A 25,316-nucleotide genomic window follows, 5' to 3' on the forward strand; every position below is an offset into this window, starting at 1 on the left:
AAACGAGGATCCGATGACCAAGACCCTGCCGCTGATCGCAGCTTTCGCCGCCGCCGCGCTGGCCATTCCCGCTTCGGCGCAGGAACCGGTGGACGCGGGTGACGACACCTACAACATGGTCATCGTCTACGGCGAGGACGCCTGCCCCCAAAGCACGGCAGACCAGATCGTGGTCTGTGCGCGCAAGGCCGAGGGCGAACGGTATCGAATTCCCGAGCGTCTGCGGTTCTCCGAAGATCCGGCCAACGAAGCATGGGCCCAGCGTGTCGAACAGCTGGAAATGGTCGGCGCCTTCGGTGCCATGTCCTGTTCGCCCACGGGAGCTGGTGGTTTTACCGGCTGCACGCAGGAAATGATTCGCCAGGCCTATGCCGACAAGGAAAATTCGTCCGATGTCCGCTTTGGCCAATTGGTGGCCGAAGCGCGCGAGGAACGCCTTTCCACGATCGACGCGGAAGCCGCCGAAGAACAGGAGCGCGTCGAGATGATCGAGCGCGACTATATGGAACGCCTGGAACGCGAACGCGCCGGCCCCACCCCCGACGAGGAAAACGAAGCGCTTCCCGTCCCGCAGGGTGCGACCGAACCGCAGAGTTGAAGGGCGTCTATCGCCAATTAACCATTTGCCGCTAACTGGCGGGACATGGTTTCACTTCGCAAGATCCTAACCGTATTCGGCACCCGGCCCGAAGCGATCAAGCTGTTCCCGCTGGTGCATGCGCTGGAACGGGATCCGCGCTTCGACAGCCGCGTCTGCGTGTCCGCGCAGCATCGCGGAATGCTCGACCAGGTGCTCGAGATAACGGGCATCACGCCGCACCACGATCTCGACCTGATGACGCCCGGACAGACGCTCGATGCGCTGACGGCGCGTGCGCTGGTTGAAATCGGCAAGGTGCTGGACGAGGAAAAGCCTGACCAGGTCGTGGTCCAGGGGGACACCACCACGGTCATGGCGGGCGCCATTGCGGCCTATTACCGCCAGATCCCGGTCTGCCATGTGGAAGCCGGCCTTCGCAGCGGCGACATCTATCATCCGTGGCCCGAAGAGGTGAACCGGCGAACGGTGGGCACCTTCGCCGCGCTTCATTGCGCGCCGACGGAGACCGCGCGCGACGCCCTGCTGCGCGAGAACGTCGATCCTTCCACGGTCCACGTCACCGGAAACACCGTGATCGACGCGTTGCACTGGGTGACCGACCGGATTGAACGCGATCCCGGCCTTGCCGCCGGGCTGGCGGGCCTGGAAAGGCGTTTTGCGGGCAAGCGCATCATCGGAATGACCAGCCACCGGCGCGAAAACTTTGGCGAGGGAATGCAGAAAATCGCCAATGCGGTTAAACGACTTGCTTCTCGAGATGACGTTGCGGTTATTTTTCCGGTGCACCTCAACCCCAATGTGCGTGCCGTGATGAACGAACAGCTGGCCGGACTGGACAATGTCGCGCTGATCGAACCGCTCGATTATCCGCATTTCGCCCGCCTGCTCGATATTTCGCACCTCATGCTGACCGATAGCGGCGGGGTGCAGGAAGAGGCGCCCGCGCTGGGCAAGCCGGTCCTGGTGATGCGCGAAACGACCGAGCGACCTGAAGGCGTGGAGGCGGGTACGGCCCGGCTGGTGGGTACGGATGCCGACACGATCGTGCGCGAAACGCAGCGCCTGCTCGACGATCAGGACGCCTATGGCGCCATGGCCCGCGCGCACAATCCCTTCGGCGATGGCCAGGCTGCCAAGCGCATTTGCGATCTTCTGGCCATCTGATTTCTGCCGTTACTGTAAAATTTACCGACACGCGTTAGACACGCGCCAAACGGTTTGGGGACACAAGTTCATGCGTGGTGATATCAAGCCCGACGTCTGCGTTATCGGCCTCGGCTATATCGGGCTGCCCACTGCTGCGATCATTGCGCGTGCGGGCTGTCCGGTCCTGGGGATCGACATCTCGCAAGGCGTGGTGGACACGATCAATCGGGGCGAAATCCACATCGAGGAAGTCGATCTCGACGGTCTGGTGCAGGCAGTCGTCCAGCGCGGGTTGTTGCGCGCCTCGACCGATATCTGCGCCGCCGATGTTTTCGTCATCGCCGTGCCGACCCCTTTTGCAAAAGACGGCAACCACACGCCCGACACGTCCTTCGTGATGGCGGCGGCCGAGATGGTCGCCGGTGTGCTGAAGAAGGGCGACACGATCATTCTTGAATCGACGTCGCCGGTCGGCACGACCGAGCAGATGCGCGACCGGATCGCGGACATGCGGCCCGATCTGGTCATGCCGGGAACGTGCGACGGGCAGGGCGATGTTTCGATCGCCTATTGTCCCGAACGGGTGCTGCCCGGCCATATCCTGGAAGAGCTGACGCATAACGACCGTTCGATCGGCGGCATTACTCCGCGCTGCGCGCGCAAGGCGCTCGCCTTCTACAAACGGTTCGTGAAGGGCGAATGCGTCACCACGGACGTGCGGTCGGCCGAAATGACCAAGTTGGTCGAAAACAGCTTCCGCGATGTGAACATCGCCTTTGCCAACGAACTATCGATGATTGCGGACCGTCAGGGTCTCGACGTGTGGGAGGTCATCCGGCTCGCCAACCGGCACCCCCGCGTCAACATACTGACGCCTGGCCCGGGCGTGGGCGGCCACTGTATCGCGGTCGATCCCTGGTTCATCGTGCACGGCGCACCCGAGGAAGCCCGGATCATCCGGCAGGCGCGCGAAACGAACGATGCCAAGATGCATCACGTGCTGGCCCGGGCGAAGGCGCTGATCGGGGCCAGCCCCGATGCAAAGGTCGCCTGCCTCGGGCTGGCCTTCAAGGCAAACATCGACGATTTTCGCGAAAGCCCCGCGCGCTATGTCGCAGCCAGCCTGGCGCGTGAATTCGGGTCGCGGGTCCAGGTGGTCGAACCGTACGCGGGCGAACTTCCGGCCGAATTTTCCGGCACAGGTGCCGAACTGGTCGATATCGACACCGCGCTGGAAGAAAGCGGCATCATCGTGGTCCTTGTCGATCACGATATCTTCAAGGTGATCCCGCCCGAAGAACGGGCCGGCAAGGCGGTTTACGACACGCGCGGCATCTGGCCCGACGTCGCCTGACGGCGCGGGTTATCCCTTGTCGAGCGCGATATCCGGCGCGTCTTCCTGCTTCATGCCCACGACATGGTAGCCCGCGTCGACATGATGGGTTTCGCCGGTGACGCCCGATGACAGGTCCGACAGGAAATACAGCCCCGAGCCGCCCACGTCTTCAATGGTGACATTGCGCCGCAGCGGCGCGTTGTATTCGTTCCACTTCAGAATGTAGCGGAAATCGCCGATGCCGCTGGCCGCGAGCGTCTTGATCGGTCCGGCGCTGATCGCGTTGACGCGGATGTTTTCCGGTCCGAGGTCGTTCGCGAGATACTGCACGCTCGATTCCAGCGCCGCCTTGGCCACGCCCATGACATTGTAATGCGGGATGACCTTTTCCGCGCCGTAATAGGTCAGCGTCAGAATCGACCCGCCATTGGGCATCATCGCCCGCGCGCGCCTGGTTACCGCGACCAGCGAATAGGCCGAAATGTTCATGGTCATGAGGAAATTGTCGAGGCTGGTGTCGACATACTTGCCGCGCAGTTCGGCCTTGTCGGAATAGCCGATCGCATGAACCACGAAGTCGATCGTGTCCCAGCGCTGCTTGAGCGCGTCGAACGCGGAATCGAGCGCGTCCATGTCGGAAACGTCGCATTCGAAGATGAAATCGCTGCCCAGTTGCGCGGCGAGGGGCTCGACACGCTTCTTCAGCGCTTCGCCCTGGTAGGTGAACGCCATTTCGGCGCCATGTTCCGCCAGTTTCCTGGCGATCCCCCACGCCAGCGACTTGTCGTTCGCGAGGCCCATGATCAGCCCGCGCTTGCCCGCCATCAATCCGCTCATTGCGCTTCCTCTTCCTTCGCCTGCGCGGCCCTTCGCCGGTCGTCCTTCTGGCCGACCAGATTCATTTCCTCTTCCGGCGTTTCCGCCAGCGCTGCGTTCAATTCCGCGCCGATAACCACACCCAGGCCCACAAGCCAGAAAAAGAACAGCGCAATCATCATGCCGGCAAGGCTGCCGTAGGTGAGATTGAGGGTGAAGAAGTTGCGCAGCACCGCCGGCAACAGCGATGTGGCCCCCATCCACCAGATCGTGGTCAGCAGGACGCCCGGCCACTTGGGATACCGGCGCGCGCGGTAACGCGACGGGGTCAGCGTGTAGAAAATCAGGTAAAGCGACGCGAACAGACCCGCTGCGGGCACGATCCGCGTGAGGCGCAGGTCAGAAACCCGGTCGAACAATTGCGGGAAATAGGCATCGATCACCTCCTGTGCGGCGCCGATCACGAATTGTGCGATCAGCGACAGCATCAGCAGGATGACCGCCCCGATGATCATGCCCGACGACCACAGACGGTATTTCCAGAAGGCATGGGTCATCTTCGTGCCGTATGCGCGCCGCAGGATATCGCGGATGGTTTCGACCAGGCTGCCCACGGTCCACAGCGCAACCAGCCCGCCGATCCATAAGACCCAGCCGTTGCGCGCTTCGATCACGTCGCGCGCCACTGGTTCGATGACGTTGCCGACAACGGGGGGCAGGGCCACCAGCACCGCGTTGACGGTTGCCGCGCGTTCGCTTTCTTCGCCGATCAGCGAAAATATGGCGGCGCCCAGAATGAAGAACGGGAAGATCGAGAACATTGCCAGATAAGCAAGGTTGCCGGCGTGAATGAACCCGTCGTTGAATGTGCCGACGAGGGTGCGCTTCACCACCTGAAAAGCGCGGGTCCCCGGGCCCATCCGGCCCGCCACACGCCCGCCAAGGGTTCGCGCTTCCGCCCGACGCGCCTCGGGGGAGAGCAAATGGACTTCGCGCTCCACTTCAGGCGGCGGATGCTTTGCGGTCAAATGGTTATACCCCGAGTTGGGCCCTTGGATCGCTTTCGTCCTTCCACCCCTCGAGCCGCTTGGCAAGCTCGGCAAGATCATCGGGCAGCTGGATTTGCAGTGTAACCAGCTGGTCGCCGCGCGTCCCATCCTTGCGGGTGAAGCCTTTCCCCTTGAGCCGCAGGACCGTGCCGCCGTCGGTGCCCGCCTTGATCGTCATCATGACCGGACCGTCGACGGTGGGAACGCGGACCTTGGCCCCGTTCACCGCTTCGTCGAGCGTGATCGGGAGGTCGAAACGCACGGCATCGCCGTCACGGCGATAGAGCTTGTGGCTGTCGATCTCGATTGCGACAAGCCCGTCGCCCGTGCCGCCCGGGCCTTGTTCGCCCTTGCCCTTGAGCCGCATCTGGGTGCCGCTTTCGACGCCCTTGGGCAATTTCAGGTCGATCGTCTTGCCGTCGGCCAAGGTGATTCGCTGATCCTTCAGCGTTGCCGCGTCGACGAAGGACACGCGCAGGCGATACCCGATGTCCGCGCCCTTGCGTGGCGGCGCGGACCGACGCTGTCCGGCGCCGAACGGGCTGCCGCTGGGGCGCCGCGCGCCGCCACCGAACAATCCTTCGAAAATATCGCCGAGATCGACTTCCTCGCCGCCGAAGCCCTGGAAATCCTGGGGCCGATGGCCGCCTTGTGCGCTGCCGCGAAAGCCGCCGCCCATCCCTGCAAAAGGGTTTGCGGGGTTGCCGTCGGCATCGATTTCGCCGCGATCGAACTGGGCGCGTTTGTCCTTGTCGGACAACAAGTCATACGCGTTGGTGATTTCGGAGAACCGCTCCGACGCCTTGGGATTGTCCCGGTTGCGATCGGGGTGCAGTTCCTTCGCCAGCTTGCGATAGGCGCTCTTGATGTCCTTTTCGCTTGCTGTGCGGGCAACGCCAAGGGTGGTGTAAGGATCGGCCATAGCGTGTTAGCTAGGTGCAACGCTTGGCCGGCGCAAGCATCGACGCTTCCACCATGTGCGCGGGGGCGTTAGAGCGTTGGTCCATGGACAACCAAAGCACCATTCCCGAATCCGATCCCTTTACCCTGTTCGAAGTGTGGTTCGGGGAAGCCAGGTCAAGCGAACCGAACGATCCCAACGCGATGGCTTTGGCCACCGCCACGCCGGACGGATTTCCGTCCGTGCGCATGGTGTTGCTGAAGGGGCATGGCGCCGACGGGTTCGTGTTCTACACCAACGCCGAGAGCCGGAAGGGTGAACAGATCCGCGCGAACATGCGCGCCTCGTTGCTGTTTCACTGGAAAAGCCTGCGCCGCCAGGTGCGTATCGAAGGTCCGCTCGAAGAGGTGACCGAAGCCGAAGCCGACGCGTATTTCCATTCGCGGCCACGCGCTTCGCAGATCGGTTCGGCGGCATCCGACCAGTCGCGGCCCTTGCCTGACCGCCAGGTCTATATCGACCGGGTTCATGCGCTCGAGAGCCGGTATCCCGAAGGAGACATTCCGCGTCCCCCGCACTGGACCGGATTCCGCCTGAGCCCGCGTCGCATCGAATTCTGGAACGACCGGGAATACCGCCTGCACGACCGCCGGTTGTTCGAGCGCGCCGCGCCGGACCGGCCATGGTCCAACACGCTTCTCTACCCATGACGGACAACCGCGCCAATCTGGCCCGTTCGGCGGCCATCGCGTCGATATCGGTCGCGTTGCTGCTGGTAACGCTCAAGACGTGGGCAAGCATGCGCACGGGTTCGACCGCGATGCTCGGCAGCCTTGCCGATTCGGCGCTCGACCTTATCGCTAGCCTGGCCACGCTCACCGGTGTCTGGATCGCTTCCCAGCCGGCTGACGAGGATCATCGCTTCGGACACGGCAAGGCCGAAGCGTTGGCGGCGATTTTCCAGGTCATGCTGATTGCCCTTTCCGCGTTCGGCATCGCGGTGCGTGCGATCATGCAGTTGACCGCGGGCACCCATACGGCGGCGGCCGAAGAAGGGATCGCGGTTTCGGTGATCGCGATCGTCGCGACATTCGCCCTGCTGGGTTGGCAGCGGTATGTCATGGCGCGCACCCGGTCGCTCGCCATTCAGACCGATCATCTGCATTACAAGTCGGATCTGCTGCTCAACGTTGCGGTCATCTGCGCGCTGGTTCTCGATCAATACGCCGGCTTTTCGCTGGCGGACCCATTGTTCGGGCTGGCGATCGCAGGCTGGCTGGCCTGGGGCGCGTGGCGTGCCGCGGGCGAGGCGGTCGATGATCTGATGGATCGCGAATGGCCGGAAGACAAACGCCTCGCCTTTGTCGAGGCGGCCGCCCGCCATCCCGAATTGTCGAACCTGCATGATCTGCGGACGCGGACCAGCGGCCATCGCGATTTCGTGCAGTTCCATGTCGACCTGCCCGGCGAAATGACCGTCGAAGAAGCGCATGATATCATCGAACGGGTGGAAGCCGACCTGTGCGGGCGGTTCCCCGCGATGGAACTGCTGATCCACATCGACCCCGAAGGCCATGTGGATGAACCCGGCAACCCGCTGGCCGAAGAAAACCAGTTTGCCCGGCTGGACGAACCGAAATGATCGCGCTGCCCTATTGGCATGTCGATGCCTTTGCGGACCGGCCGTTCACGGGAAACCAGGCGGCGGTGATGCCGCTTGAAGGCTGGCTGGACGATGCCACGCTGCTGGCCATCGCCGAAGAAAACAAGTTCGCCGAAACCGCCTATGTAGTTCGCGATGAAACGGGCGCTGCCGATTGGGAACTGCGCTGGTTCACGCCCACCGAGGAAGTTCGCTTGTGCGGACACGCAACGCTGGCGAGCGGGCACGTTCTGCTGGCGCGCGACGGGGGGGAGAAAGTCCGCTTCCGCACGCGCCATGCCGGTGTCCTTGAGGTCGCTCGTGCAGGAGGCGGTTATGAACTTGCCCTGCCGCTGATACCGACCCAGCCGGGCGAATGGGCCGAAGCCGCGGCGCTGCTGGGTGTGCAGCCGCTCGAGACATGGCTCAGCCCTGATGGTTACGGCATCTATCTGTACGCAGACGAAGCCGCCGTGCGTGCGCTCGACCCGGACCTTCGCGGATTGGGCGGGCTTGGGAACGACCAGTTCATCTGCACCGCCCCTGGCACCGTAGTCGATGTCGTGAGCCGCGTCTTCGTGCCCGGCGGCGGCGTGGACGAGGACAGCTTTACCGGGTCTGCCCATGCCGCGCTGACCTGGTTCTGGAGCGAACGGCTGGGCCGCGCCAGCTTCACGGCGTTTCAGGCTTCGGCGCGCGGTGGCCACGCCACCTGTCGCCGCGACGGCGATCGCGCCGTGCTGGGCGGCGCCTGCGTCACCGTGGTCGAAGGGTCGTTCCTGCTGCCTTAGTTCGCAGGGTACAGTTCGATCAGATCGGCAAGTTGCTGAAGCATGGCCTCGCGCTGCGGCGCATCGGAATGCCCCAGCCGCACCACGGTCAGTTTCTGGCCGGGGGACACGAACACATATTGGCCCATATGTCCGATCAGCGAAAACGCGCTGTGCGGCGCACGATCGGGAAAAAGCGGATGTTCCTGCGTATCGGGCAGGGGCCGGTTGAGCCAGGTCTGCAGCCCATAGTGCGGGCTCCTTGGGCTGGGCGTCACCATTTCTTCCACCCAGCCGCGCGGGACCAGTTGTTCGCCGCGATACGCGCCCTTGGTTCGCAGCAATTCGCCCATCTTGGCCCAGTCGCGCGCAGTGGCGTGCATCAGGCTGCCGCCGATCAACGTGCCGGCGCGGTCGAATTCCGGAACCACGGATGTCATGCCCAGCGGCCCGAACAACCGCGATTGAAGATAGTCCGCCACCGCCTTGCGGCGCACGTCCGGATTTGCGCTGTCGGTCAGCGCGCGCGCGGCAATATCGGCAAGTATGACGGTGGTGTTCGACGAATATTCGAACTGGGCGCCCGGTTCGGCCTCAAGCGGCTGGGCGGTCGCGTAATCGGCCATGTCGTTGCGCCCGTCGAGGAACAGCATCCGCACTTCGCCGCTCTCGTATGGCACTTCGCCCGCTTCGGTGTGTTCGAGGCCCGATCGCATCTGCAACAACTGGCGCAATGTAATTTCGGCGCGCGGATCGCCCGCACGCTGCCAGCGCGGGACCGGGGCGGGCGCATCGAGGCGCAGTTTGCCATCGGCAACCAGCATCCCGATCATCACCGCGGTCACCGTCTTGGCCATCGACCAGCTTATGAAGCGCGTGTCCTGGTCATAGCCGGGCGCATACCGTTCCACCGCGATCCTGCCGCCGTGCATCAGGACCAGCGCGCGCGTTTCGCCCAGCCCGTCGAGCGCGAACAGATCATCGCTCTGCCGGGCGAGTGAATTGGTCGGTGCGCCGGGGTCCTTGGCCACCGCGGCCAGCGCTTCTTCGCTCAGTGGCGGTTCTTCCACCGGCCCGGGGGAGCCGCAAGCACCAAGGCTTGTGACCGAAAGGAGAAGCGCGATAAGGGGTGCGGGCCGCAATGACATGCGGCGTCACTCGCATGAAGGAATCCCGCTTGGCAACGGCCAAAAACACTATCGGTAAAACGCGCCTTTGGGTGTGGCTGATTCTCCTGGTCGCAGCCCTCGGGGCGGCCGCCTGGTTTGCTTGGGGAGAGGGGCTGCGCCGCACCGGCGCGGCCGGTACGGCCTATGGCGCGCATGTCGCCTGTTCGTGCCGCTTCATTGCCGGGCGCGGCCTCGATGACTGCGCGAAGGACAAGCTGGACGGCATGGAACTGATTCGTTTCAGCGAGGATGCACAGGCGAAAAGCGTGACCGCATCGATCCCGCTGGTAGCATCCGACACCGCCACCTACCGCGAGGGATACGGCTGCGTCCTTGAACCCTGGGAAGGCTAACGCGCCTCTTGCAGGAAGGCTGCGTAGGCGGCGCTCAGACCGTCTTCCAGCGTGATGCTGGGCTGCCATCCCAAGCTGCGCAGGCGCGCGGAATCGAGCAGTTTTTGCGGGGTGCCATCGGGTTTGCTCGGGTCCGTTCGCACTTCGCCTTCGAAGCCGACAATGCGCGCGATCAACGCGGCAAGGTCCGCGATGGCAATGTCCTGCCCGGCGCCCACGTTTACCGGCGGGATGTCGGAATACCCCTGCAGCAGGATCGCGCAGGCATCGGCCAGATCGTCAACGTGCAGGAATTCCCGGCGCGGCGTTCCCGTGCCCCAGATCGTGAAGCTGTCGCTCCCGCTCATCTTGGCCTCGTGGGCCTTGCGTATAAGGGCCGGAACGACGTGGCCGCTGACCGCATCCCAATTGTCGCCGGGTCCGTACAGATTGGTCGGCATGGCCGAAATGTAGTCGCAACCATGCTGGCTGCGATAGGCCGCAGCCAGTTTCAGGCCGGCAATCTTGGCAATCGCATAGGCTTCGTTCGTGGGTTCGAGCGCGCCGGTCAGGAGCGCGTCTTCCGAAATCGGCTGCGGGGTAATCTTGGGATAGATGCAGGACGATCCCAGGAACAGCAGCTTGGCGACCCCGTGCCGCCGCGCCGCTTCGATGACCGTGGTGGCGATGGCGATGTTGTCGAACAGGAATTCGGCCGGGCGCTCGGCGTTGGCCAGGATGCCCCCGACCCGCGCCGCTGCCAGAATGACCGCATCGGGCCGGTTCGCCGCAAACCATTCCTCAACCGCCACCTGGTTGCGCAGGTCGACCGAACGGGGCGCGGTGAGAATGGTGCAATCCTCGCTTTGCAAGCGGCGCACCAGCGCCTTGCCGACCATGCCGCCGTGCCCGGCGACGAAGACCGATTTCCCATCGAGCGCGAACCGCGCCACGATCAGAACCCCTGGATTGCCGCGAGGTCGGCGGCCACCATTTCGCGCGCAAGGTCGCGCACCGACGTGCGGGCCTCCCAGCCGAGAGCGGCCTTGGCCTTGGAGGCATCGCCAAGCAGGAAGTCGACTTCCGTCGGCCGGAAATAGCGTGGATCGATTTCGACCAGGCAGCGGCCGGTTTCGGCGCAATACCCCTTCTCGTCCCGGCCTTCGCCGCGGAATTCCAGCGTTATATCGATGTCCTCGAATGCCCAGCGAGTAAATTCGCGGACGCTGGTGGTCGTGCCGGTCGCCAGAACGTAGTCATCGGCCGTGTCCTGCTGGAGCATCTGCCACATGCCCTCGGCGTATTCGCGCGCGTGGCCCCAGTCGCGTTCGGCATCGAGATTGCCGAGGAAAAGGCGGTCCTCGAGACCCAGCGAAATCGCCACGGCGCCGCGGGTGATCTTGCGGGTAACGAAGGTTTCGCCCCGCACCGGACTTTCGTGATTGAACATGATCCCGCAACTGGCGTGCATGCCGTAGGCTTCGCGGTAATTCACCGTGATCCAGTGCGCGTAAAGCTTGGCCACCGCATAGGGGCTGCGCGGGTAGAAGGGCGTGCTCTCGGTCTGCGGGGTTTCCTGCGCCAGACCGTACATCTCGCTGGTCGAGGCCTGGAAGAACCGCGTTTTCTGTTCGAGGCCGAGGATGCGGATCGCCTCGAGCAGGCGCAGCGTGCCGAGCGCGTCGGCGTTGGCCGTGTATTCGGGCGTCTCGAAGCTGACGAGGACGTGGCTCTGCGCGGCGAGGTTGTAGATTTCGTCCGGGCGAACTTCCTGGACAACGCGAATGATGTTGGTGGCATCCGTCACATCGCCGAAATGCAGGTGCATCTTGGGATCATCGCCGTGCGGGTCTTCGTAAATGTCCTCGATTCGGGCGGTGTTGAACGAAGACGAACGGCGCTTCACGCCGTGGACTTCATACCCTTTCGACAGCAGCAGGCGCGCCAGGTAGGAACCGTCCTGCCCGGTAACCCCGGTGATCAATGCACGCTTGGCCGCCAACCCGCCTTCTCCTTTTTGCGCGCCATCGGACAAAGGGCGGGGCGAGACAAGGCCGATGCGGGGGCAATCCCCTGTCAGGAAGCCGTTCGCTGCGTTTCCGCGATCCATCCGCCACCAACGACCCTGTCGCCGGCGTAGAGAACGGCGGCCTGGCCGGGGGCCACGCCGTATTCGGGCTGGGCGAAACGGATGATCGTTTCCGCGCCGCCGCCCAGCGGACCTTCCAGCGTGACGGGGACGGGCTTGGCAAGGCTGCGGACCTTGGCCGTCAGCTGCACATCGGGCAGCGGACCGATCCGGTTGGTTTCCACGATCCGGGCCGCATCGACCGCCAGCATCCGGCGCGGGCCGACTCGCACTTCGGCGCTCGGCGCGTCGATGGAGATGACATAAAGCGGCTCGGGCTGTCCGCCGATGTCCAGTCCGCGGCGCTGGCCGACGGTGTACTGGATAATGCCCCGATGATCGCCCAGGATTTCGCCCGTCTGCGCGTGCACGATCTTGCCCGGACGCACGCCTTCGGGCCGCATCTTGCGCACGATGCTGGCGTAATCGCCGTCGGGCACAAAACAGATGTCTTGGCTGTCGGGCTTGGCCGCGTTGCGCAGGCCCGCTTCCTCGGCAAGGCGGCGCACATCGGTCTTCGGCATCCCGCCGAGCGGAAAGCGCAGATAATCCAGCTGATCTTCGGTGGTCGCGTAGAGGAAATAGGACTGGTCGCGGGCCGGATCGATCGCGCGATGCAATTCGGGTCCGGCGACCCCCATCACCCGCCGGACATAATGACCCGTGGCAAGGCAGTCGGCACCCAGCTCGCGCGCCATGGCGAACAGGTCGGTGAACTTGGGCCCCATGTTGCAGCGGATACACGGCACCGGCGTCTGCCCCGCCAGATAGGCATCGGCAAACCCTTCGACCACGTCTTCGCGAAAGGCGCTTTCGTGATCGTGTACGTAATGGGCGATGCCAAGCCGGTCGGCCACGGCGCGCGCGTCGCGGATATCGTCACCGGCGCAGCACGCGCCCTTGCGCCCGCTGGCCGCACCGAAATCGTACAGCTGCAGCGTGACCCCGATGACTTCGGCACCACTTTTTGCCGCGAGTGCGGCAACGACGGAGCTGTCCACGCCGCCCGACATGGCGACGACGATCCGGCAATCGGACGCGGCACGGGGCAGGTCGAAAAGGTCGGCCGCAGCGGCCGGAGTAAGGGTAAGGCTGTCTTCCACGGCGCGCGCCATACACGCATGGACCGCTTGTCGCCAGCATGGCGCGCAACAGGCCGAAGGCGATGTTTCACGGAACGTTTACCATGGGGCGTTATCCACGATGGAATGTACGAGGGGCAATTCAACAAGGCAGGGGTGCCGGAAGTTGGCGAAGCAGCGGATCTCCGCCGTTTTCGCTGGACTGACCTGGTGGCGAAAATCGCTGCGACTCGCGATCTCCGCGAGGAGATGGCGCGGATCGAAGGGGGCTTTGGTGCCTTTGCTGATGTGCGCCGCGAAAGCAGCGAGAATGGTAAAACCGGCATTAACCACGATATTTTAGCTAACGGCAAACCGGGCGCGGTAGATCTTGGGAACACCGAGAATGACCCGGCGCAAGGCGATCGAGAGACAGAATGATAGAAAACCAGGATATCCGCCCTGCACAGGTCATCGGCCCGCTTGGCGAACCGCTGACCGTCGCCGACCTGCCGTCGCCCAAGACGAAGCGCTGGGTCGTGCGCCGCAAGGCTGAAGTGGTCGCCGCGGTTAACGGCGGGCTCCTGACCATCGACGAAGTGCTGGAACGATACGGCCTCAGCCTCGAGGAATTCGCGTCCTGGCAACGCGCGGTCGACCGTTCGGGGATGCAGGGTCTGCGCGTGACGCGAATCCAGCACTACCGCGACCTGTACGAACGCCAGCTGAAATACTGATAATCCGCAATTCCGCATTGCGCGGGAACCTGAAGCCGTTCCGCACGCTTTGACCTGTATCCCCGTTAGATAAAGGGGAACCCGCAGCCTGCGCCAACCACTGGGTGGCATCAGGGCGCTCGGGCTCAAACAGGAGGAATTGCAATGGGTTGGATTATCGCACTTATCGTTGGTGGTGTTGCAGGCTGGCTGGCCAGCATGGTCATGAACCGCGACGCATCGATGGGAATTTTCTGGAATATCGTGGTCGGCTGTATCGGCTCGGTCCTCGGCAACCTGATCGCCGGTCCGCTGCTCGGCGTTTCGGGTAGCGTGCAGGAGTTTTCGATCACCGGACTGATCATTGCGATCGTCGGCGCGGTTGTCCTGCTCGGCATCGTCAATCTGGTTCAGCGCGGACGCGTTCGCTAAACCACGACGGAAACTAAGGGGAAAGGGTCGGGGCCTCGGGGCTTCCGGCCCTTTTTCGTGTTTGTTGACCGTGATGTAGGCGGTTGCTGTTCGTCCAACTAACTCTGGCCCCGGTCGATACCCGCATTGCCCTGCCGAGCCCCTCGGTCTAACGCCTGATTGCTTGCTTCTTGCGCTTAGTGACATAGCAAGGTAACACACTGCAGTCTGAAGACGCGTACCGGGGCAGGATGGCGATGAATTACGAATCTGGTTTCGAAACTGGCGAAGCGCAGGCTGTCGAGCTTGAATCCGACGGCGATCTGCCGCGCAGCCGCTTCGGTCTCAGCGGCCGGACGCGCCTGATTGTCATCGGCTTGCTCGTCCTGCTTGCCGCAATCGTTGCCTATGCCATGCTCAAGGGCGGCGACGCCGCAGCGCCCGCCGACACCGATTCCCAGGTTCCCAGCGTCACGGTGATCGCACCGGGCCGCACCACGATCGAAGGCGAAATCATTGCCACCGGCTCGCTGGCCGCGCGCCGCGACATGCCCGTGAGCGCCGTCGGCGAAGGTGGCCGGGTGGTTTCTGTTCCCGTCGATGCCGGTGACTGGGTGCGCCAGGGCCAGGTGCTCGCCGTGATCGACCGTTCGGTCCAGTCGCAGCAGGCGCAAAGCTCGGCTGCACAAATCCAGGTTGCCCAGGCCGACGCCAATCTCGCGCAGGCCAATCTCGAACGCGCGCTCAAGCTGGTGGAACGCGGCTTCGTTTCGACCGCCGATGTCGACCGCCTGACCGCGACCCGCGATGCCGCCAACGCCCGCGTCCGCGTGGCACAGGCCCAACTTCGTGAACTTCAGGCGCGCAACGCACGCCTCAATATTGTCGCTCCGGCGGCGGGTCTTGTGCTCGAACGCAATGTCGAACCCGGCCAGACGGTCAGCGGCGGCGGACAATCGCTGTTCCGCATTGCGCGCGGCGGCGAAATGGAATTGCTCGCACGGCTGGGTGAAACCGATCTGGCCCGCATTTCGGCCGGGGTAACCGCGGAAGTCACGCCGGCAGGGTCCGACAAGACCTTTACCGGGCAGGTGTGGCAGGTATCGCCCATCATCAGCACCCAGGATCGCCAGGGCACGGCGCGGGTTGCGCTCTCCTACGCGCCCAGCTTGCGGCCCGGCGGATTTGCCACCGCAGTAATCAAGAGCGGGACCGTCACCGCCCCGATCCTGCCGGAGAGCGCGCTGCTTTCCGATGACAAGGGCAGCTTTGTCTTCGTGGTCGGCAAGGACAACAAGGTGGAACGCCGGGACATCACCCTCGGCCCGGTCACGTCCGAAGGGGTCGTGATTCTGGATGGGCTTAACGGCACCGAACGCATCGTCCTGCGGGCGGGCGGCTTCCTGAACCCCGGCGAAGCGGTCAAGCCCGTTCGCGACGCAGGATGAGCGGAGCGAAACCATGAACTTTCGCAATATATCCGCCTGGTCGATCCGCAACCCGGTCATTCCTCTGGTTGCCTTTACCGCGCTGTTCCTTGCCGGGTTGCTCAGCTTCATCCGCATGGATGTGGTGAACAATCCGGACATCGAATTTCCCGGTGTGAACGTCACGATTTCCCAGCCGGGCGCTGCCCCGACGGAAATCGAAAACCAGATCACGCAGCGGGTGGAATCCGCGGTGCGTTCGCTCAACGGCGTCCGCAACATATCCTCCACCGCCCGCGAAGGCAGCTCGAACACCTTCGTCGAATTCGAAGTCGGCACCGATGTGAACAACGCGGTTGCCGAAGTGAAGAACGCGGTCGACGCGACCCGCGGCAGCCTGCCCGACGGCATTCTAGAACCACGCATCAACAAGGTTGAAATTGCGGGCGGCTTCCTCGCGATTTACGCGGTCGAAGCCGATGACATGACGATCGAACAGCTCAGCTGGTTCATCGACGACGTGGTGGCCAAGCAATTGCTTTCGATCGAGGGCATGGCCGAGGCGAACCGCTTCGCCGGGGTGGACCGCGAGATCGAAGTGGTCCTCGATCCGGCGCGCATGCAGGCGCTCGGCGTGACGGCAGGGCAGGTGAATTCGCTGCTGCGCCAGACCAATCTCGACGCTGCGGGCGGGATGGCGGAAGTTGGCGGTACACGCCAGTCGGTCCGCGTTCTCGGCAACACGAAGACCGCGTACGAACTTTCGCAGCGGCAGGTGCGGGTGTCCAACGGGAACGCCGTGCGGCTGGCCGATTTCGCGACCGTACGGGACGGGTATTCGGAACGCACCTCGATCAGCAAGGTGCGTGACCGCGAAGTGGTGAACTTCGCGATTTCGCGCGCACGCGGCGCGTCCGACGTGACGGTGTTCGACGAGGCGAAGGAAGTGATTTCCGCGATCGAGGCGGAAAATCCCGGCGTCCGGTTCATCCCGCTGTTCAACACGGTCAAATACACCGAAGATCAGTACGAAAGTTCGATCGCCGCCATGATCGAAGGCGCCATCCTTGCGGTGGTCGTGGTCTTCTTCTTCCTGCGCGACTGGCGCGCCACGGTGATTTCCGCAATCGCGATCCCCCTGTCGGCGATCCCGACCTTCTGGTTCATGGACTTGCTGGGGTTCAACCTGAACCAGATGTCGCTGCTTGCGCTGGGTCTTGTGGCCGGTGTGCTGGTCGACGATGCCATCGTGGAAATCGAGAATATCGTCCGCCATATGCGGATGGGCAAATCCGCCTACCAGGCATCCATCGACGCGGCCGACGAAATCGGCCTGGCCGTCGTCGCGACGTCGTTCTGTATCGTTGCCGTCTTCCTGCCGGTTGGCCTGATGCCCGGAATTACCGGCCAGTTCTTCCAGAACTTCGGCCTCACCATCGTGGCTGCCGTGATGATGAGCCTTGCCGTCGCGCGTATGATCACGCCGATGCTGGCCGCCTATTTCCTGCAGGCCAAAGGCCATGCGGAACACGGCGGCGGCGTATGGATGGAACGGTACATGGCGGTGCTGCACTGGTCGCTCGACCGGTCCAAGATGACCGCCGCACGCGCCGGGCTCGACCCGATCCGCCACCGCGCGCTCTATATCATCACCCTGATCCTGGTGGTTCTTGCCCTGATTGCGGTTTCCGCGTTCGGGTTCTTCGGAAGCTACCAGCTCCTGTCAAAGCTGTCCGTGCCGTCGACCGTCGCCGATGCGATCGTGGGCAACAAGGAATCGCTGCTGTGGTTGTTGATCGACCGTCCGCTCGAATTGGTGCAACTGGCGCTTAGCGGAGCGATCGGCTTCGCCGCCGCGATGCTCCTGCTCAGGCTGTTCGGCCTGATTGCGCGCATGATCGGACGCGGTTTCGACAACGCCTGGAAACATATGAATGCGCGGTTCAGCGATCACCGTGTCGGCATGATTGCCATCGGCTGGTTCTCGCTGTTGCTGTCGGGCTTGCTGCTCAGCCAGACGCCGTTCCAGTTCCAGCCCGAGGTCAACGAAGACAACAGCCGCATCGAAATCGAAATGGTGCCGGGTACGACGCTGGAATCGACCGAACTCGTCGCCGATCAGGTTGCGGACATGCTGTATGAACAGCCCGAAGTGGAGCGGGCGCTGGTCCGGGTTCGCGAAGGCGAGGCGACGATTTACATCACGCTGACCGAAGACCGGAAGAAGAAGTCGTTCGAATTCGAACGCGATCTTGCGCCGGCGCTTTCCCAGATCCCCGATGCGCGGGTTCGTTTCCAGTCGCAGGGGGGGCCGGGTGGTCCTGGCAGCGGCCGCGACCTGACCATCATGCTGGCGGGCTCCAATCCGGAACTGCTGCGCACCACGGCAACAAAACTCGTCGAAGAGATGAGCGGGCTGGACACGATTGTGGCGCCGCGGATCACGGCCGATATTCCGCGCCCCGAAATCATCATTCGCCCGCGCGCCAACCTCGCTTCCGATCTTGGGGTCACCACCGTGGCGCTCAGCCAGGCGATCCGCATCGCAACCATGGGCGAAATCGAGCAGAACGCGGCCAAGTTCTCGCTGTCCGATCGCCAGATTCCGATCCGCGTGAAATTGCCCCGCGATTCGCGCGAAAACATCGAGACGATCCAGAACCTTCCCGTTCCGACCGCGTCGGGCGGCTCGGTTCCGCTGGGCAGAATTGCGGAAATTTCGTTCGGTTCAGGCCCGACGTCGATCCAGCGTTACAACCAGAACCGCCGCGTCTTCATCGGTGCCGACCTGGCCAGCGGCGTGCTGCGCGGGGACGCGATGGAACAGGTAAACGCCCTTCCCACGCTTGCCGAACTGCCGTCCGGCGTGATCCGCGACGCCGTGGGTGAGGACGAACTCCAGAACGAATTGCTCGAAAACTTCACCGTGGCCTTGATAGCCGGCATCCTGCTCGTCTTCGCCACGCTGGTGCTCCTCTACAAGCGCCTGATGAGCCCGCTGGTAAACATGTGCTCGCTCGCCCTTGCGCCGCTGGGCGGGATCTTCCTGGTCTGGATCGTCGGCCAGCCGCTTTCGATGCCGGTGCTCATCGGCATTCTGCTGTTGCTCGGCATCGTGTCCAAGAACTCGATCCTGCTTATCGATTTCGCGATCGAGGCAATGGGTGAGGGCAAGGACAAGTTCGAAGCGATCATGGACGCCGGGCACAAGCGCGCGCAGCCCATCGTGATGACCACGGTTGCAATGACCGCGGGCATGGTGCCCACCGCACTCAGCCTGTCGGGCGATGGCGCCTGGCGCGCACCGATGGGCACGGTCGTGATCGGCGGGTTGATCCTGTCCACGCTTCTGACGCTGCTGATCGTTCCGGCGGGTTTCAGCCTCGCGGACAGTCTCGAACGCCGAATGGGTCCGTGGCTGCGCGACCGGTTCCTGACCTATCGTCCCGGTGATGCTGCGCATCCTGTCGCCACGGGGACTCCGGGGACAGAGCCGGCCGAGTGAGCATACGCATCCCCGCGCGCTCTGTCCGTGTAGAGCCGCCGCCTTTGCCCGATCGGGCGCGCACCATGCGCCGTACGGCGACCGGGCTGATCGTGCTGATGGCGGCGGTTTTCCTGCTGTCGGGCCGCTATCTCGGGCTGCATCCCGCGTTTGGATACGTCCACGCCTTTGCCGAAGCCGCAATGGTCGGCGGGCTTGCCGACTGGTTCGCGGTGACCGCGCTGTTCCGCAGACCGCTGGGGCTGCCGATCCCGCACACGGCGATCATACCCGAAAACAAGGACCGCATCGCCGATACGATGGCGGGCTTCCTGCGCGAGAATTTCCTTACGCCCGCGGTTGTCGGGCGGCGCATGGGGGCGATGAACCTCGCAGGGGCAGTCGGCAGTTACTTGTCCGATCCCAAGGCCATGCGCGATTCGCGAATTCGCATGGGTGCGGGCGAACTGGCGGTCGAAGTCCTCGAATCGCTCGATCCCGAGCGGCTCGGCGGGCAGGTGCGAAGCGGCATCAAATCCCAGCTTTCGCGGCTCGATATCGCGCCGCTGCTCGGCGGGATGCTGCAGGCGATGATCGCCGATGGTCGCCACCGTCCGCTGATCGACAAGATCATCCGCTGGGCGGGCCTGGTGCTCGAAGACAACGAGGAAATGGTCCGCGACATGGTCCACAAGCGCGCGAATGCGGTGCTGCGCTTTACCGGACTGGACGAACGGCTGGCCAATTCCGTTCTCGATGGGCTCTACAAGCTGCTGGCCGAGGTTCTTGTCGATCCGGACCACCCCTTGCGCGACAAGATCGAAGAAGGACTGGCAGAATTCGCCAAGGGCCTGCGCGAAGATCCCGAATTGCAGGAACGCGTGGAGAAGATGAAGCGCGAGCTGCTCAACAACCCCGCAATTGCCGACTGGTGGCAGGGTGTGTGGGAGCGGCTGCGGGGCAATCTGATCGAAACGATCCGCACGTCGGGCGGTGCGGGCCAGGGGTATCTGGGCGAGACACTCGGCGAACTTGGCGCCGCGCTGCGCGATGACGAGCGGCTTCAGCGCCAGGTGAACCGCTTCGCACGCCGCACCGCGGTTGGCGTGGCGACCCGTTACGGCGATCAGATCGTACGGCTCGTTTCCGAAACCGTGCGTCGCTGGGATGCCCAGACCATCACCGATCGGGTGGAAAGCGCGGTTGGCCGCGATCTCCAGTTTATCCGGATCAACGGCACGATGGTCGGCGGGCTCGTGGGCCTGACGATCCACGCAGCCGCAAGTTTCCTCTGATATCGCGCGTCGCGATTATCGCGGGACGAACAGGACCGTGTTGGACCAATAGGATGCAACCGGCTTGCCCGTCACAGTAACGGCGGGATCGAAACGCCCGTCGCGGGTAAACGCGTCGCACACGGCCTTGGGAAAATCGGGGTGCGAATGGTCCGACTGGATCGTGCATCCCGTGACCCGACCTTCCGGTGAAACGGCCAGCCGGAACCGCACCATTCCGGCCATGTCCTTCCTCAGCGCGTCGGACGGATAATCGCGATGGTTGATCCATTTTTCGGGCGATGACGCTGGGGTTGGCCCCTGCGCGATGGTTCCTTGCTCCGCCAGATCGAAGCCCCAGCTTTCAACGAGATCGTCGAGGCACGTGTCCATCGCGGACATCGCCGCCGAGAGGCGGCCAGTGCGCAGCCGAACCGGTTGCCTGACACCGCGCGTTACGCTGAAGCTTGTGATCTCACCGGCCAGGTCTGCTTCGACTTTTCTGAAATCGGCGCGAACCGCGCCTTCCTTGCGCAGCTTTTCCGCGGCTTTTTCCGGGATCAGGTCGGTCGAGAACTGCCAGATCGTCGCGCCGTTCTGCGTTTCTCCGAAAACGGGCCGGTCGACGACGCGTTCGTCCTGGGGGTCGAGGGCATAGCCCAGCCGTGTCGCCCCGTTGCTCTTCAGCGGGTGTCCTGCGGCCAGCACCTCGATCGATGTGCCGGGCGCAAATCTCGAAAGCGTCAGCAAGACCTGGCCTTCGCCTTCGCCAAAGCTGCGCGAAAGGCGGCAGGCCTCTTGATCGTAGCTGAGGGACCACGTGCTGCTCGGCGCCAGTTCGATCGGTTCCTTTGCGGACAAACAAGCCGGTTGGACGACAAGTACGGCGCAAGCGGCAACAACAAGTGATTTGTTCATGAGAGCGACCCCACAGCATCAAGACAATAGGGGTACTTAAACAAAAGGCGGCGCATCTGAAAAGATACGCCGCCCCTTATTGTGTATTTTTTATCTGCTCAGAGCTTTTCGGTAAGTTCCGGCACGATCTTGAACAGATCGCCAACCAGGCCAATGTCCGCCACCTGGAAAATCGGTGCGTCCTCGTCCTTGTTGATCGCGATGATGGTCTTGGAATCCTTCATCCCGGCAAGGTGCTGGATCGCACCCGAAATGCCGATGGCGAAATAGACTTCCGGAGCCACGATCTTGCCGGTCTGGCCAACCTGGTAATCGTTGGGGACATAGCCCGCATCGACCGCCGCACGGCTGGCCCCGATCCCGGCGCCAAGCTTGTCGGCGAGCGGGGTGATCACTTCTTCGAACGTGGCCGAATCCTTGAGCGCGCGGCCCCCGGATACGATGACCTTGGCGCTCGTCAGTTCAGGACGTTCGCTCTTGGCGATTTCCGCGCTGACGAAACTGGACAGGCCCGATTCGCTTGCGCCCGAAATGTCTTCGATGGCGGCCGATCCGCCTTCGGCGGCGGCCTTGTCGAAGGCGGTGCCGCGGACGGTGATGACCAGCTTCGCATCCGACGATTCGACGGTGGCGATGGCGTTGCCGGCATAGATCGGACGGGTGAAGGTCTTGTCGCCTTCGACCGAGAGAATGTCCGAAATCTGCATCACGTCGAGCAACGCTGCCACGCGCGGGGCAACGTTCTTGCCGGTGGTGGTGGCAGGCGCAACGAAAGCGTCGTGGTGGCCCATCAATTCGACCACGAGCGGAGCGACGTTTTCAGCCAGCGCGTGTTCGAGCGCCGCATCGTCGGCGAGGTGGACCTTGCCCACTCCGGCGATCTTGGCGGCTTCCTCGGCCACCGGGCGGCAACCCGATCCGGCAACCAGCAGGTGCACTTCGCCCATCTTTGCCGCGGCGGTAACCGCAGCCAGCGTGGCGTCCTTCATGTGGGCGTTGTCGTGTTCGACCCAGACGAGAGTTTTCATGGTGTGATTCCTTTCGTGTCCGGGTGCTTACGCGATGCCGAGGGCTTTGATCTTGGCAACGAGCTCGTCGACATCGGCGACCTTGATGCCTGCCTGCCGAACGGGGGGCTCGGTGACGTTGGTCGTCTTCAGGCGCGGCGCGGTGTCCACGCCGAAATCGGCCGGGCTCTTGATGTCGAGCGGCTTCTTCTTTGCCTTCATGATGTTGGGCAGCGAAGCGTAACGCGGTTCGTTGAGGCGAAGGTCGGTGGTGATGATCGCCGGAAGCGTGAGCTTCACGGTTTCGAGACCGCCATCGACTTCGCGCTTCACGACGACACTGTCGCCTTCGACAGCGACGGTGTTCGCGAAAGTGCCCTGCGGACGGCCCATCAGCGCAGCCAGCATCTGGCCGGTCTGGTTCGAATCGTCGTCGATGGCCTGTTTGCCCAGCAGGACGAGACCCGGCTGTTCCTCGTCGGCGATAGCCTTGAGAATCTTGGCCACCGCAAGCGGTTCGACTTCATCGTCGGTTTCGACCAGGATCGCGCGGTCCGCACCCATGGCGAGCGCCGTACGCAGCGTTTCCTGCGCCTTTGCCGGTCCCACGGACACCGCAACGATTTCTTCTGCCTTGCCAGCTTCCTTGATGCGGATGGCCTCTTCGACGGCGATTTCGTCGAACGGGTTCATGCTCATCTTGACGTTGGCGAGGTCTACGCCCGAGCCATCGGCCTTGACGCGCGGCTTGACGTTATAATCGATCACCCGTTTCACGGGCACGAGGATTTTCATGGAGCTTCCTTCCTCTCGAATGAACTTGGCGCTCGCCTAGCTTGCGTTTACGTAAACGTCAAGTGAGGCGGCGGCGGGTCTTACTCTTGCAATGGTCGGACAAGGCCCCGCGTTCCCTGCCCCTGGAATGCAAAAAGGCGGACCGTGCAGGGCCCGCCTTGATGCGTGATGTTCAGGTCTTTGGCATGGCCGCGGTCAGGCTGCCTTCTTGACCTCGGCAACGATCTTGCGCGCCGCGTCGCCAAGGTCGTCGGCGCTCACGATCGGAAGACCGGAGTTTTCAAGGATGTCTTTGCCCTGCTGCACATTGGTGCCTTCGAGGCGGACGACAAGCGGAACCGAAAGGTTCACGTCCTTGGCTGCCTGAACGATACCGTTTGCGATAACGTCGCACTTCATGATGCCGCCGAAGATGTTGACCAGGATACCCTCGACCGCCGGATCTTTCAGGATGATCTTGAAGGCCGCGGTCACCTTTTCGGTGGTGGCGCCGCCGCCCACGTCGAGGAAGTTGGCCGGGAACGCGCCGTTCAGCTTGATGATGTCCATCGTGGCCATCGCCAGGCCTGCGCCGTTGACCATGCAGCCGATGTTGCCGTCCAGCTTGATGTAGGCGAGGTCATATTCGCTCGCTTCGACTTCGGCCGGATCTTCCTCGGTCACGTCGCGCATCGCCTCGACGTCCTTGTGGCGATAGAGCGCGTTGCCGTCGAAGCTCATCTTCGTGTCCAGCACCAGAAGGTTGCCGTCTTCGGTTTCGACCAGCGGGTTGATCTCGAGCATTTCCATGTCGAGGTCCATGAACGCGGTGTAGAGCTGCTTGGCCAGCTTCTGGCACTGCTTGTTCAGATCGCCGGTCAGCTTCAGCGCGAAGGCAACGGCGCGGCCATGGTGGGGCATGAAGCCCTGGGCCGGATCGATGGTGATCGTGGTGATCTTTTCGGGCGTATTGTGCGCCACGTCCTCGATATCCATGCCGCCTTCGGTCGAAGCGATCATGGCGACGCGGCCACTGGCGCGGTCGACCAGCATGGAGAGATAATATTCGTGCGCGATGTCGACACCGTCGGTGACGTAGAGGCGGTTGACCTGCTTGCCTTCGTCACCGGTCTGGATCGTGACCAGCGTGTTGCCGAGCATTTCCTTGGCGTTCGCTTCGACGTCCTCGATGCTCTTGGAGAGGCGCACGCCGCCCTTGGCGTCCGCACCCAGTTCCTTGAACTTGCCCTTGCCGCGGCCACCAGCGTGGATCTGCGCCTTCACGACGTAAAGCGGACCGGGAAGCTGCTTGGCGCCGGCAACGGCTTCTTCGACGGTGAGGGCTGCGTGGCCGGCGGGTATGCCGATGCCGTATTTCGCGAGCAGTTCCTTGGCCTGGTATTCGTGGATGTTCATGGGTTGGCGTGTCCTTCGCGTCCGTCGCGGCTGGAGGGAATGGGAGTCGCGGGCCGCATAAGCATGTCTGGGCGCGCTTGAAAAGTGCTGCGTTCGGGTGCAGGGGCCGCCACCATCCAGGATACTCAAGCCATGATCGCCTTCTCATGATCGACAGCGCACGTTTCGAATCGATCGTCTCGGAAGCGGGGCGGATCGCTTTCGACCTGTGGCCGGGGGCGGGCAACGCCCTGCGCAGCTGGGAAAAAGGGCCCAATGATCCGGTGTGCGAAGCCGACATGGCCGTCGATTCGTTTCTCAAGCGGGAACTTGGCGCGCTGCTGCCGGCGGCGGGCTGGCTATCGGAAGAAACTGCCGACGATTCCCGCCGGTTGGACAAGGACCTGATCTGGCTGGTCGACCCGGTCGATGGAACCCGCGATTTCATCCGCGGGCGCAGCGGCTGGGCGGTTTCGGTGGCGCTGATCAGCGGCGGCCGGCCCTTGATCGCCATGCTCGCCGCGCCAGCGCGCAAGGAAAGCTGGCAGGCGGTGGCCGGGCGCGGGGCGTTTCGCAACGGCAAGCGGCTGGTCGCATCGCGGCGCGAGCAATTTTCCGGCTCGCGCGTGCCGGCCCAGGCCCTTCCCAAGGCCGACAGCGATCTGGTCACGGTCGACCAACCCAATTCGATCGCCCTGCGTATCGCGATGGTTGCCGCCGACGAGGCGGACCTCGTGGCGACGCTGCGCTGGGGATTTGAATGGGATATCGCGGCCGCCGGCATGATCGCACGCGAAGCGGGTGCCGCGGTGACCGACGCCTTCGGCAACAAGATCAATTACAACAAGCGCGACCCCCGCGCCTTCGGCGTGCTCGCCAGTTCCGAGGGCATTCACGCCGATGCGGTCGATCGGCTGGCCGACAGGGCGGCGCAGATCAGGGGCTGACCCACCTGATTG

At 63.4% G+C, this 25,316-nt stretch carries 25 protein-coding genes; 14 read left to right on the forward strand and 11 right to left on the reverse strand.

Annotated features, from left to right (window positions below):
• The first annotated feature begins 13 nt into the window (after positions 1-13).
• The 3 genes from VR863_RS13530 to wecC all read left to right on the forward strand — a co-directional run bounded on the left by VR863_RS13530 (position 14) and on the right by wecC (position 3,101).
• Positions 14-598, forward strand: coding sequence for a hypothetical protein (locus VR863_RS13530; protein WP_324828993.1), 585 nt, complete (start codon positions 14-16; stop codon positions 596-598).
• A gap of 45 nt (positions 599-643) precedes the next feature.
• Entirely contained in the window at positions 644-1,765 is a 1,122-nt protein-coding gene (wecB, locus tag VR863_RS13535) for a non-hydrolyzing UDP-N-acetylglucosamine 2-epimerase (protein ID WP_324828994.1), read from the forward strand.
• A gap of 70 nt (positions 1,766-1,835) precedes the next feature.
• Positions 1,836-3,101: a UDP-N-acetyl-D-mannosamine dehydrogenase gene (wecC, locus tag VR863_RS13540; protein WP_324828995.1), complete on the forward strand. Its 1,266-nt coding sequence runs from the start codon at positions 1,836-1,838 to the stop codon at positions 3,099-3,101.
• Between the two features lie 9 nt (positions 3,102-3,110).
• Here the strand turns inward: wecC and fabI are convergent, their stop codons facing one another.
• Genes fabI through VR863_RS13555 form a run of 3 tightly spaced genes read right to left on the reverse strand, consistent with a single transcriptional unit; the run spans position 3,111 to position 5,870 of the window.
• A complete protein-coding gene (gene fabI / locus VR863_RS13545) occupies positions 3,111-3,920 on the reverse strand; it encodes an enoyl-ACP reductase FabI (protein WP_324828996.1) in 810 nt (269 codons plus the stop codon).
• Complete coding sequence (locus tag VR863_RS13550; RefSeq protein WP_324828997.1) at positions 3,917-4,927, reverse strand: YihY/virulence factor BrkB family protein; 1,011 nt, start codon at positions 4,925-4,927, stop codon at positions 3,917-3,919. Before VR863_RS13550 ends, fabI begins: the two co-directional genes overlap by 4 nt.
• Before the next feature lie 4 nt (positions 4,928-4,931).
• Complete coding sequence (locus tag VR863_RS13555) at positions 4,932-5,870, reverse strand: DnaJ C-terminal domain-containing protein (protein WP_324828998.1); 939 nt, start codon at positions 5,868-5,870, stop codon at positions 4,932-4,934.
• Between the two features lie 83 nt (positions 5,871-5,953).
• Between VR863_RS13555 and pdxH the strand changes: the two genes are divergently transcribed.
• The 3 genes from pdxH to VR863_RS13570 are packed head-to-tail and all read left to right on the forward strand — an operon-like array spanning position 5,954 to position 8,282.
• Positions 5,954-6,559: a pyridoxamine 5'-phosphate oxidase gene (gene pdxH / locus VR863_RS13560; protein ID WP_324828999.1), complete on the forward strand. Its 606-nt coding sequence runs from the start codon at positions 5,954-5,956 to the stop codon at positions 6,557-6,559.
• Positions 6,556-7,491 carry a cation diffusion facilitator family transporter gene (locus VR863_RS13565; RefSeq protein ID WP_324829000.1) on the forward strand — a complete coding sequence of 312 codons (936 nt, stop codon included), beginning with the start codon at positions 6,556-6,558 and terminating at the stop codon, positions 7,489-7,491. Before pdxH ends, VR863_RS13565 begins: the two co-directional genes overlap by 4 nt.
• Entirely contained in the window at positions 7,488-8,282 is a 795-nt protein-coding gene (locus VR863_RS13570; RefSeq protein ID WP_324829001.1) for a PhzF family phenazine biosynthesis protein, read from the forward strand. The genes VR863_RS13565 and VR863_RS13570 overlap by 4 nt, the downstream gene beginning before the upstream one ends.
• On the opposite strand, the gene VR863_RS13575 is transcribed toward VR863_RS13570, so the two are convergent.
• A complete protein-coding gene (locus tag VR863_RS13575; RefSeq protein ID WP_324829002.1) occupies positions 8,279-9,409 on the reverse strand; it encodes a serine hydrolase domain-containing protein in 1,131 nt (376 codons plus the stop codon). The two genes, VR863_RS13570 and VR863_RS13575, sit on opposite strands and share 4 nt — an antisense overlap.
• 14 nt (positions 9,410-9,423) lie before the next feature.
• On the opposite strand from VR863_RS13575, the gene VR863_RS13580 reads away from it, so the two are divergent.
• Positions 9,424-9,783: a hypothetical protein gene (locus VR863_RS13580; RefSeq protein WP_324829003.1), complete on the forward strand. Its 360-nt coding sequence runs from the start codon at positions 9,424-9,426 to the stop codon at positions 9,781-9,783.
• Here the strand turns inward: VR863_RS13580 and VR863_RS13585 are convergent.
• From VR863_RS13585 to mnmA, 3 genes are all read right to left on the reverse strand, one after another.
• The gene (locus VR863_RS13585; RefSeq protein WP_324829004.1) at positions 9,780-10,715 is read right to left on the reverse strand and encodes a GDP-L-fucose synthase family protein; all 936 of its coding nucleotides are present in this window, start codon (positions 10,713-10,715) and stop codon (positions 9,780-9,782) included. The two genes, VR863_RS13580 and VR863_RS13585, sit on opposite strands and share 4 nt — an antisense overlap.
• 2 nt (positions 10,716-10,717) lie before the next feature.
• Positions 10,718-11,764: a GDP-mannose 4,6-dehydratase gene (gmd, locus tag VR863_RS13590; RefSeq protein WP_324829005.1), complete on the reverse strand. Its 1,047-nt coding sequence runs from the start codon at positions 11,762-11,764 to the stop codon at positions 10,718-10,720.
• Between the two features lie 74 nt (positions 11,765-11,838).
• The gene (gene mnmA, locus VR863_RS13595; RefSeq protein WP_324829006.1) at positions 11,839-12,993 is read right to left on the reverse strand and encodes a tRNA 2-thiouridine(34) synthase MnmA; all 1,155 of its coding nucleotides are present in this window, start codon (positions 12,991-12,993) and stop codon (positions 11,839-11,841) included.
• A gap of 105 nt (positions 12,994-13,098) precedes the next feature.
• Here mnmA and VR863_RS13600 point away from each other — a divergent pair, with 105 nt between their 5' ends.
• From VR863_RS13600 to VR863_RS13625, 6 genes are all read left to right on the forward strand, one after another.
• Positions 13,099-13,392 carry a hypothetical protein gene (locus VR863_RS13600; protein WP_324829007.1) on the forward strand — a complete coding sequence of 98 codons (294 nt, stop codon included), beginning with the start codon at positions 13,099-13,101 and terminating at the stop codon, positions 13,390-13,392.
• A complete protein-coding gene (gene sciP / locus VR863_RS13605) occupies positions 13,389-13,688 on the forward strand; it encodes a CtrA inhibitor SciP (protein ID WP_324829008.1) in 300 nt (99 codons plus the stop codon). The genes VR863_RS13600 and sciP overlap by 4 nt, the downstream gene beginning before the upstream one ends.
• Before the next feature lie 144 nt (positions 13,689-13,832).
• The gene (locus VR863_RS13610) at positions 13,833-14,099 is read left to right on the forward strand and encodes a GlsB/YeaQ/YmgE family stress response membrane protein (RefSeq protein WP_324829009.1); all 267 of its coding nucleotides are present in this window, start codon (positions 13,833-13,835) and stop codon (positions 14,097-14,099) included.
• A gap of 236 nt (positions 14,100-14,335) precedes the next feature.
• Positions 14,336-15,526, forward strand: coding sequence for an efflux RND transporter periplasmic adaptor subunit (locus VR863_RS13615; protein WP_324829010.1), 1,191 nt, complete (start codon positions 14,336-14,338; stop codon positions 15,524-15,526).
• Between the two features lie 13 nt (positions 15,527-15,539).
• Positions 15,540-19,010, forward strand: a complete 3,471-nt coding sequence (locus VR863_RS13620; protein WP_324829011.1) for an efflux RND transporter permease subunit — start codon at positions 15,540-15,542, stop codon at positions 19,008-19,010.
• A 65-nt stretch (positions 19,011-19,075) separates the two neighbouring features.
• Positions 19,076-20,284 carry a DUF445 domain-containing protein gene (locus VR863_RS13625; protein WP_324829012.1) on the forward strand — a complete coding sequence of 403 codons (1,209 nt, stop codon included), beginning with the start codon at positions 19,076-19,078 and terminating at the stop codon, positions 20,282-20,284.
• A 15-nt stretch (positions 20,285-20,299) separates the two neighbouring features.
• Here the strand turns inward: VR863_RS13625 and VR863_RS13630 are convergent, their stop codons facing one another.
• The 4 genes from VR863_RS13630 to sucC all read right to left on the reverse strand — a co-directional run bounded on the left by VR863_RS13630 (position 20,300) and on the right by sucC (position 24,378).
• Complete coding sequence (locus VR863_RS13630) at positions 20,300-21,124, reverse strand: energy transducer TonB (protein WP_324829013.1); 825 nt, start codon at positions 21,122-21,124, stop codon at positions 20,300-20,302.
• Between the two features lie 155 nt (positions 21,125-21,279).
• Positions 21,280-22,209, reverse strand: a complete 930-nt coding sequence (locus VR863_RS13635; protein WP_324829014.1) for an electron transfer flavoprotein subunit alpha/FixB family protein — start codon at positions 22,207-22,209, stop codon at positions 21,280-21,282.
• A gap of 27 nt (positions 22,210-22,236) precedes the next feature.
• On the reverse strand, positions 22,237-22,983 hold the full coding sequence (locus VR863_RS13640) for an electron transfer flavoprotein subunit beta/FixA family protein (protein ID WP_324829015.1): 747 nt from the start codon (positions 22,981-22,983) through the stop codon (positions 22,237-22,239).
• Positions 22,984-23,178: 195 nt separating this feature from the next.
• Entirely contained in the window at positions 23,179-24,378 is a 1,200-nt protein-coding gene (gene sucC / locus VR863_RS13645) for an ADP-forming succinate--CoA ligase subunit beta (protein WP_324829016.1), read from the reverse strand.
• 146 nt (positions 24,379-24,524) lie between these two features.
• On the opposite strand from sucC, the gene VR863_RS13650 reads away from it, so the two are divergent.
• Complete coding sequence (locus VR863_RS13650) at positions 24,525-25,304, forward strand: 3'(2'),5'-bisphosphate nucleotidase CysQ (protein ID WP_324829017.1); 780 nt, start codon at positions 24,525-24,527, stop codon at positions 25,302-25,304.
• Positions 25,305-25,316 lie beyond the last annotated feature (12 nt).

It is taken from the genome of Qipengyuania zhejiangensis (assembly GCF_035607565.1).
Taxonomy (GTDB): domain Bacteria; phylum Pseudomonadota; class Alphaproteobacteria; order Sphingomonadales; family Sphingomonadaceae; genus Qipengyuania; species Qipengyuania zhejiangensis.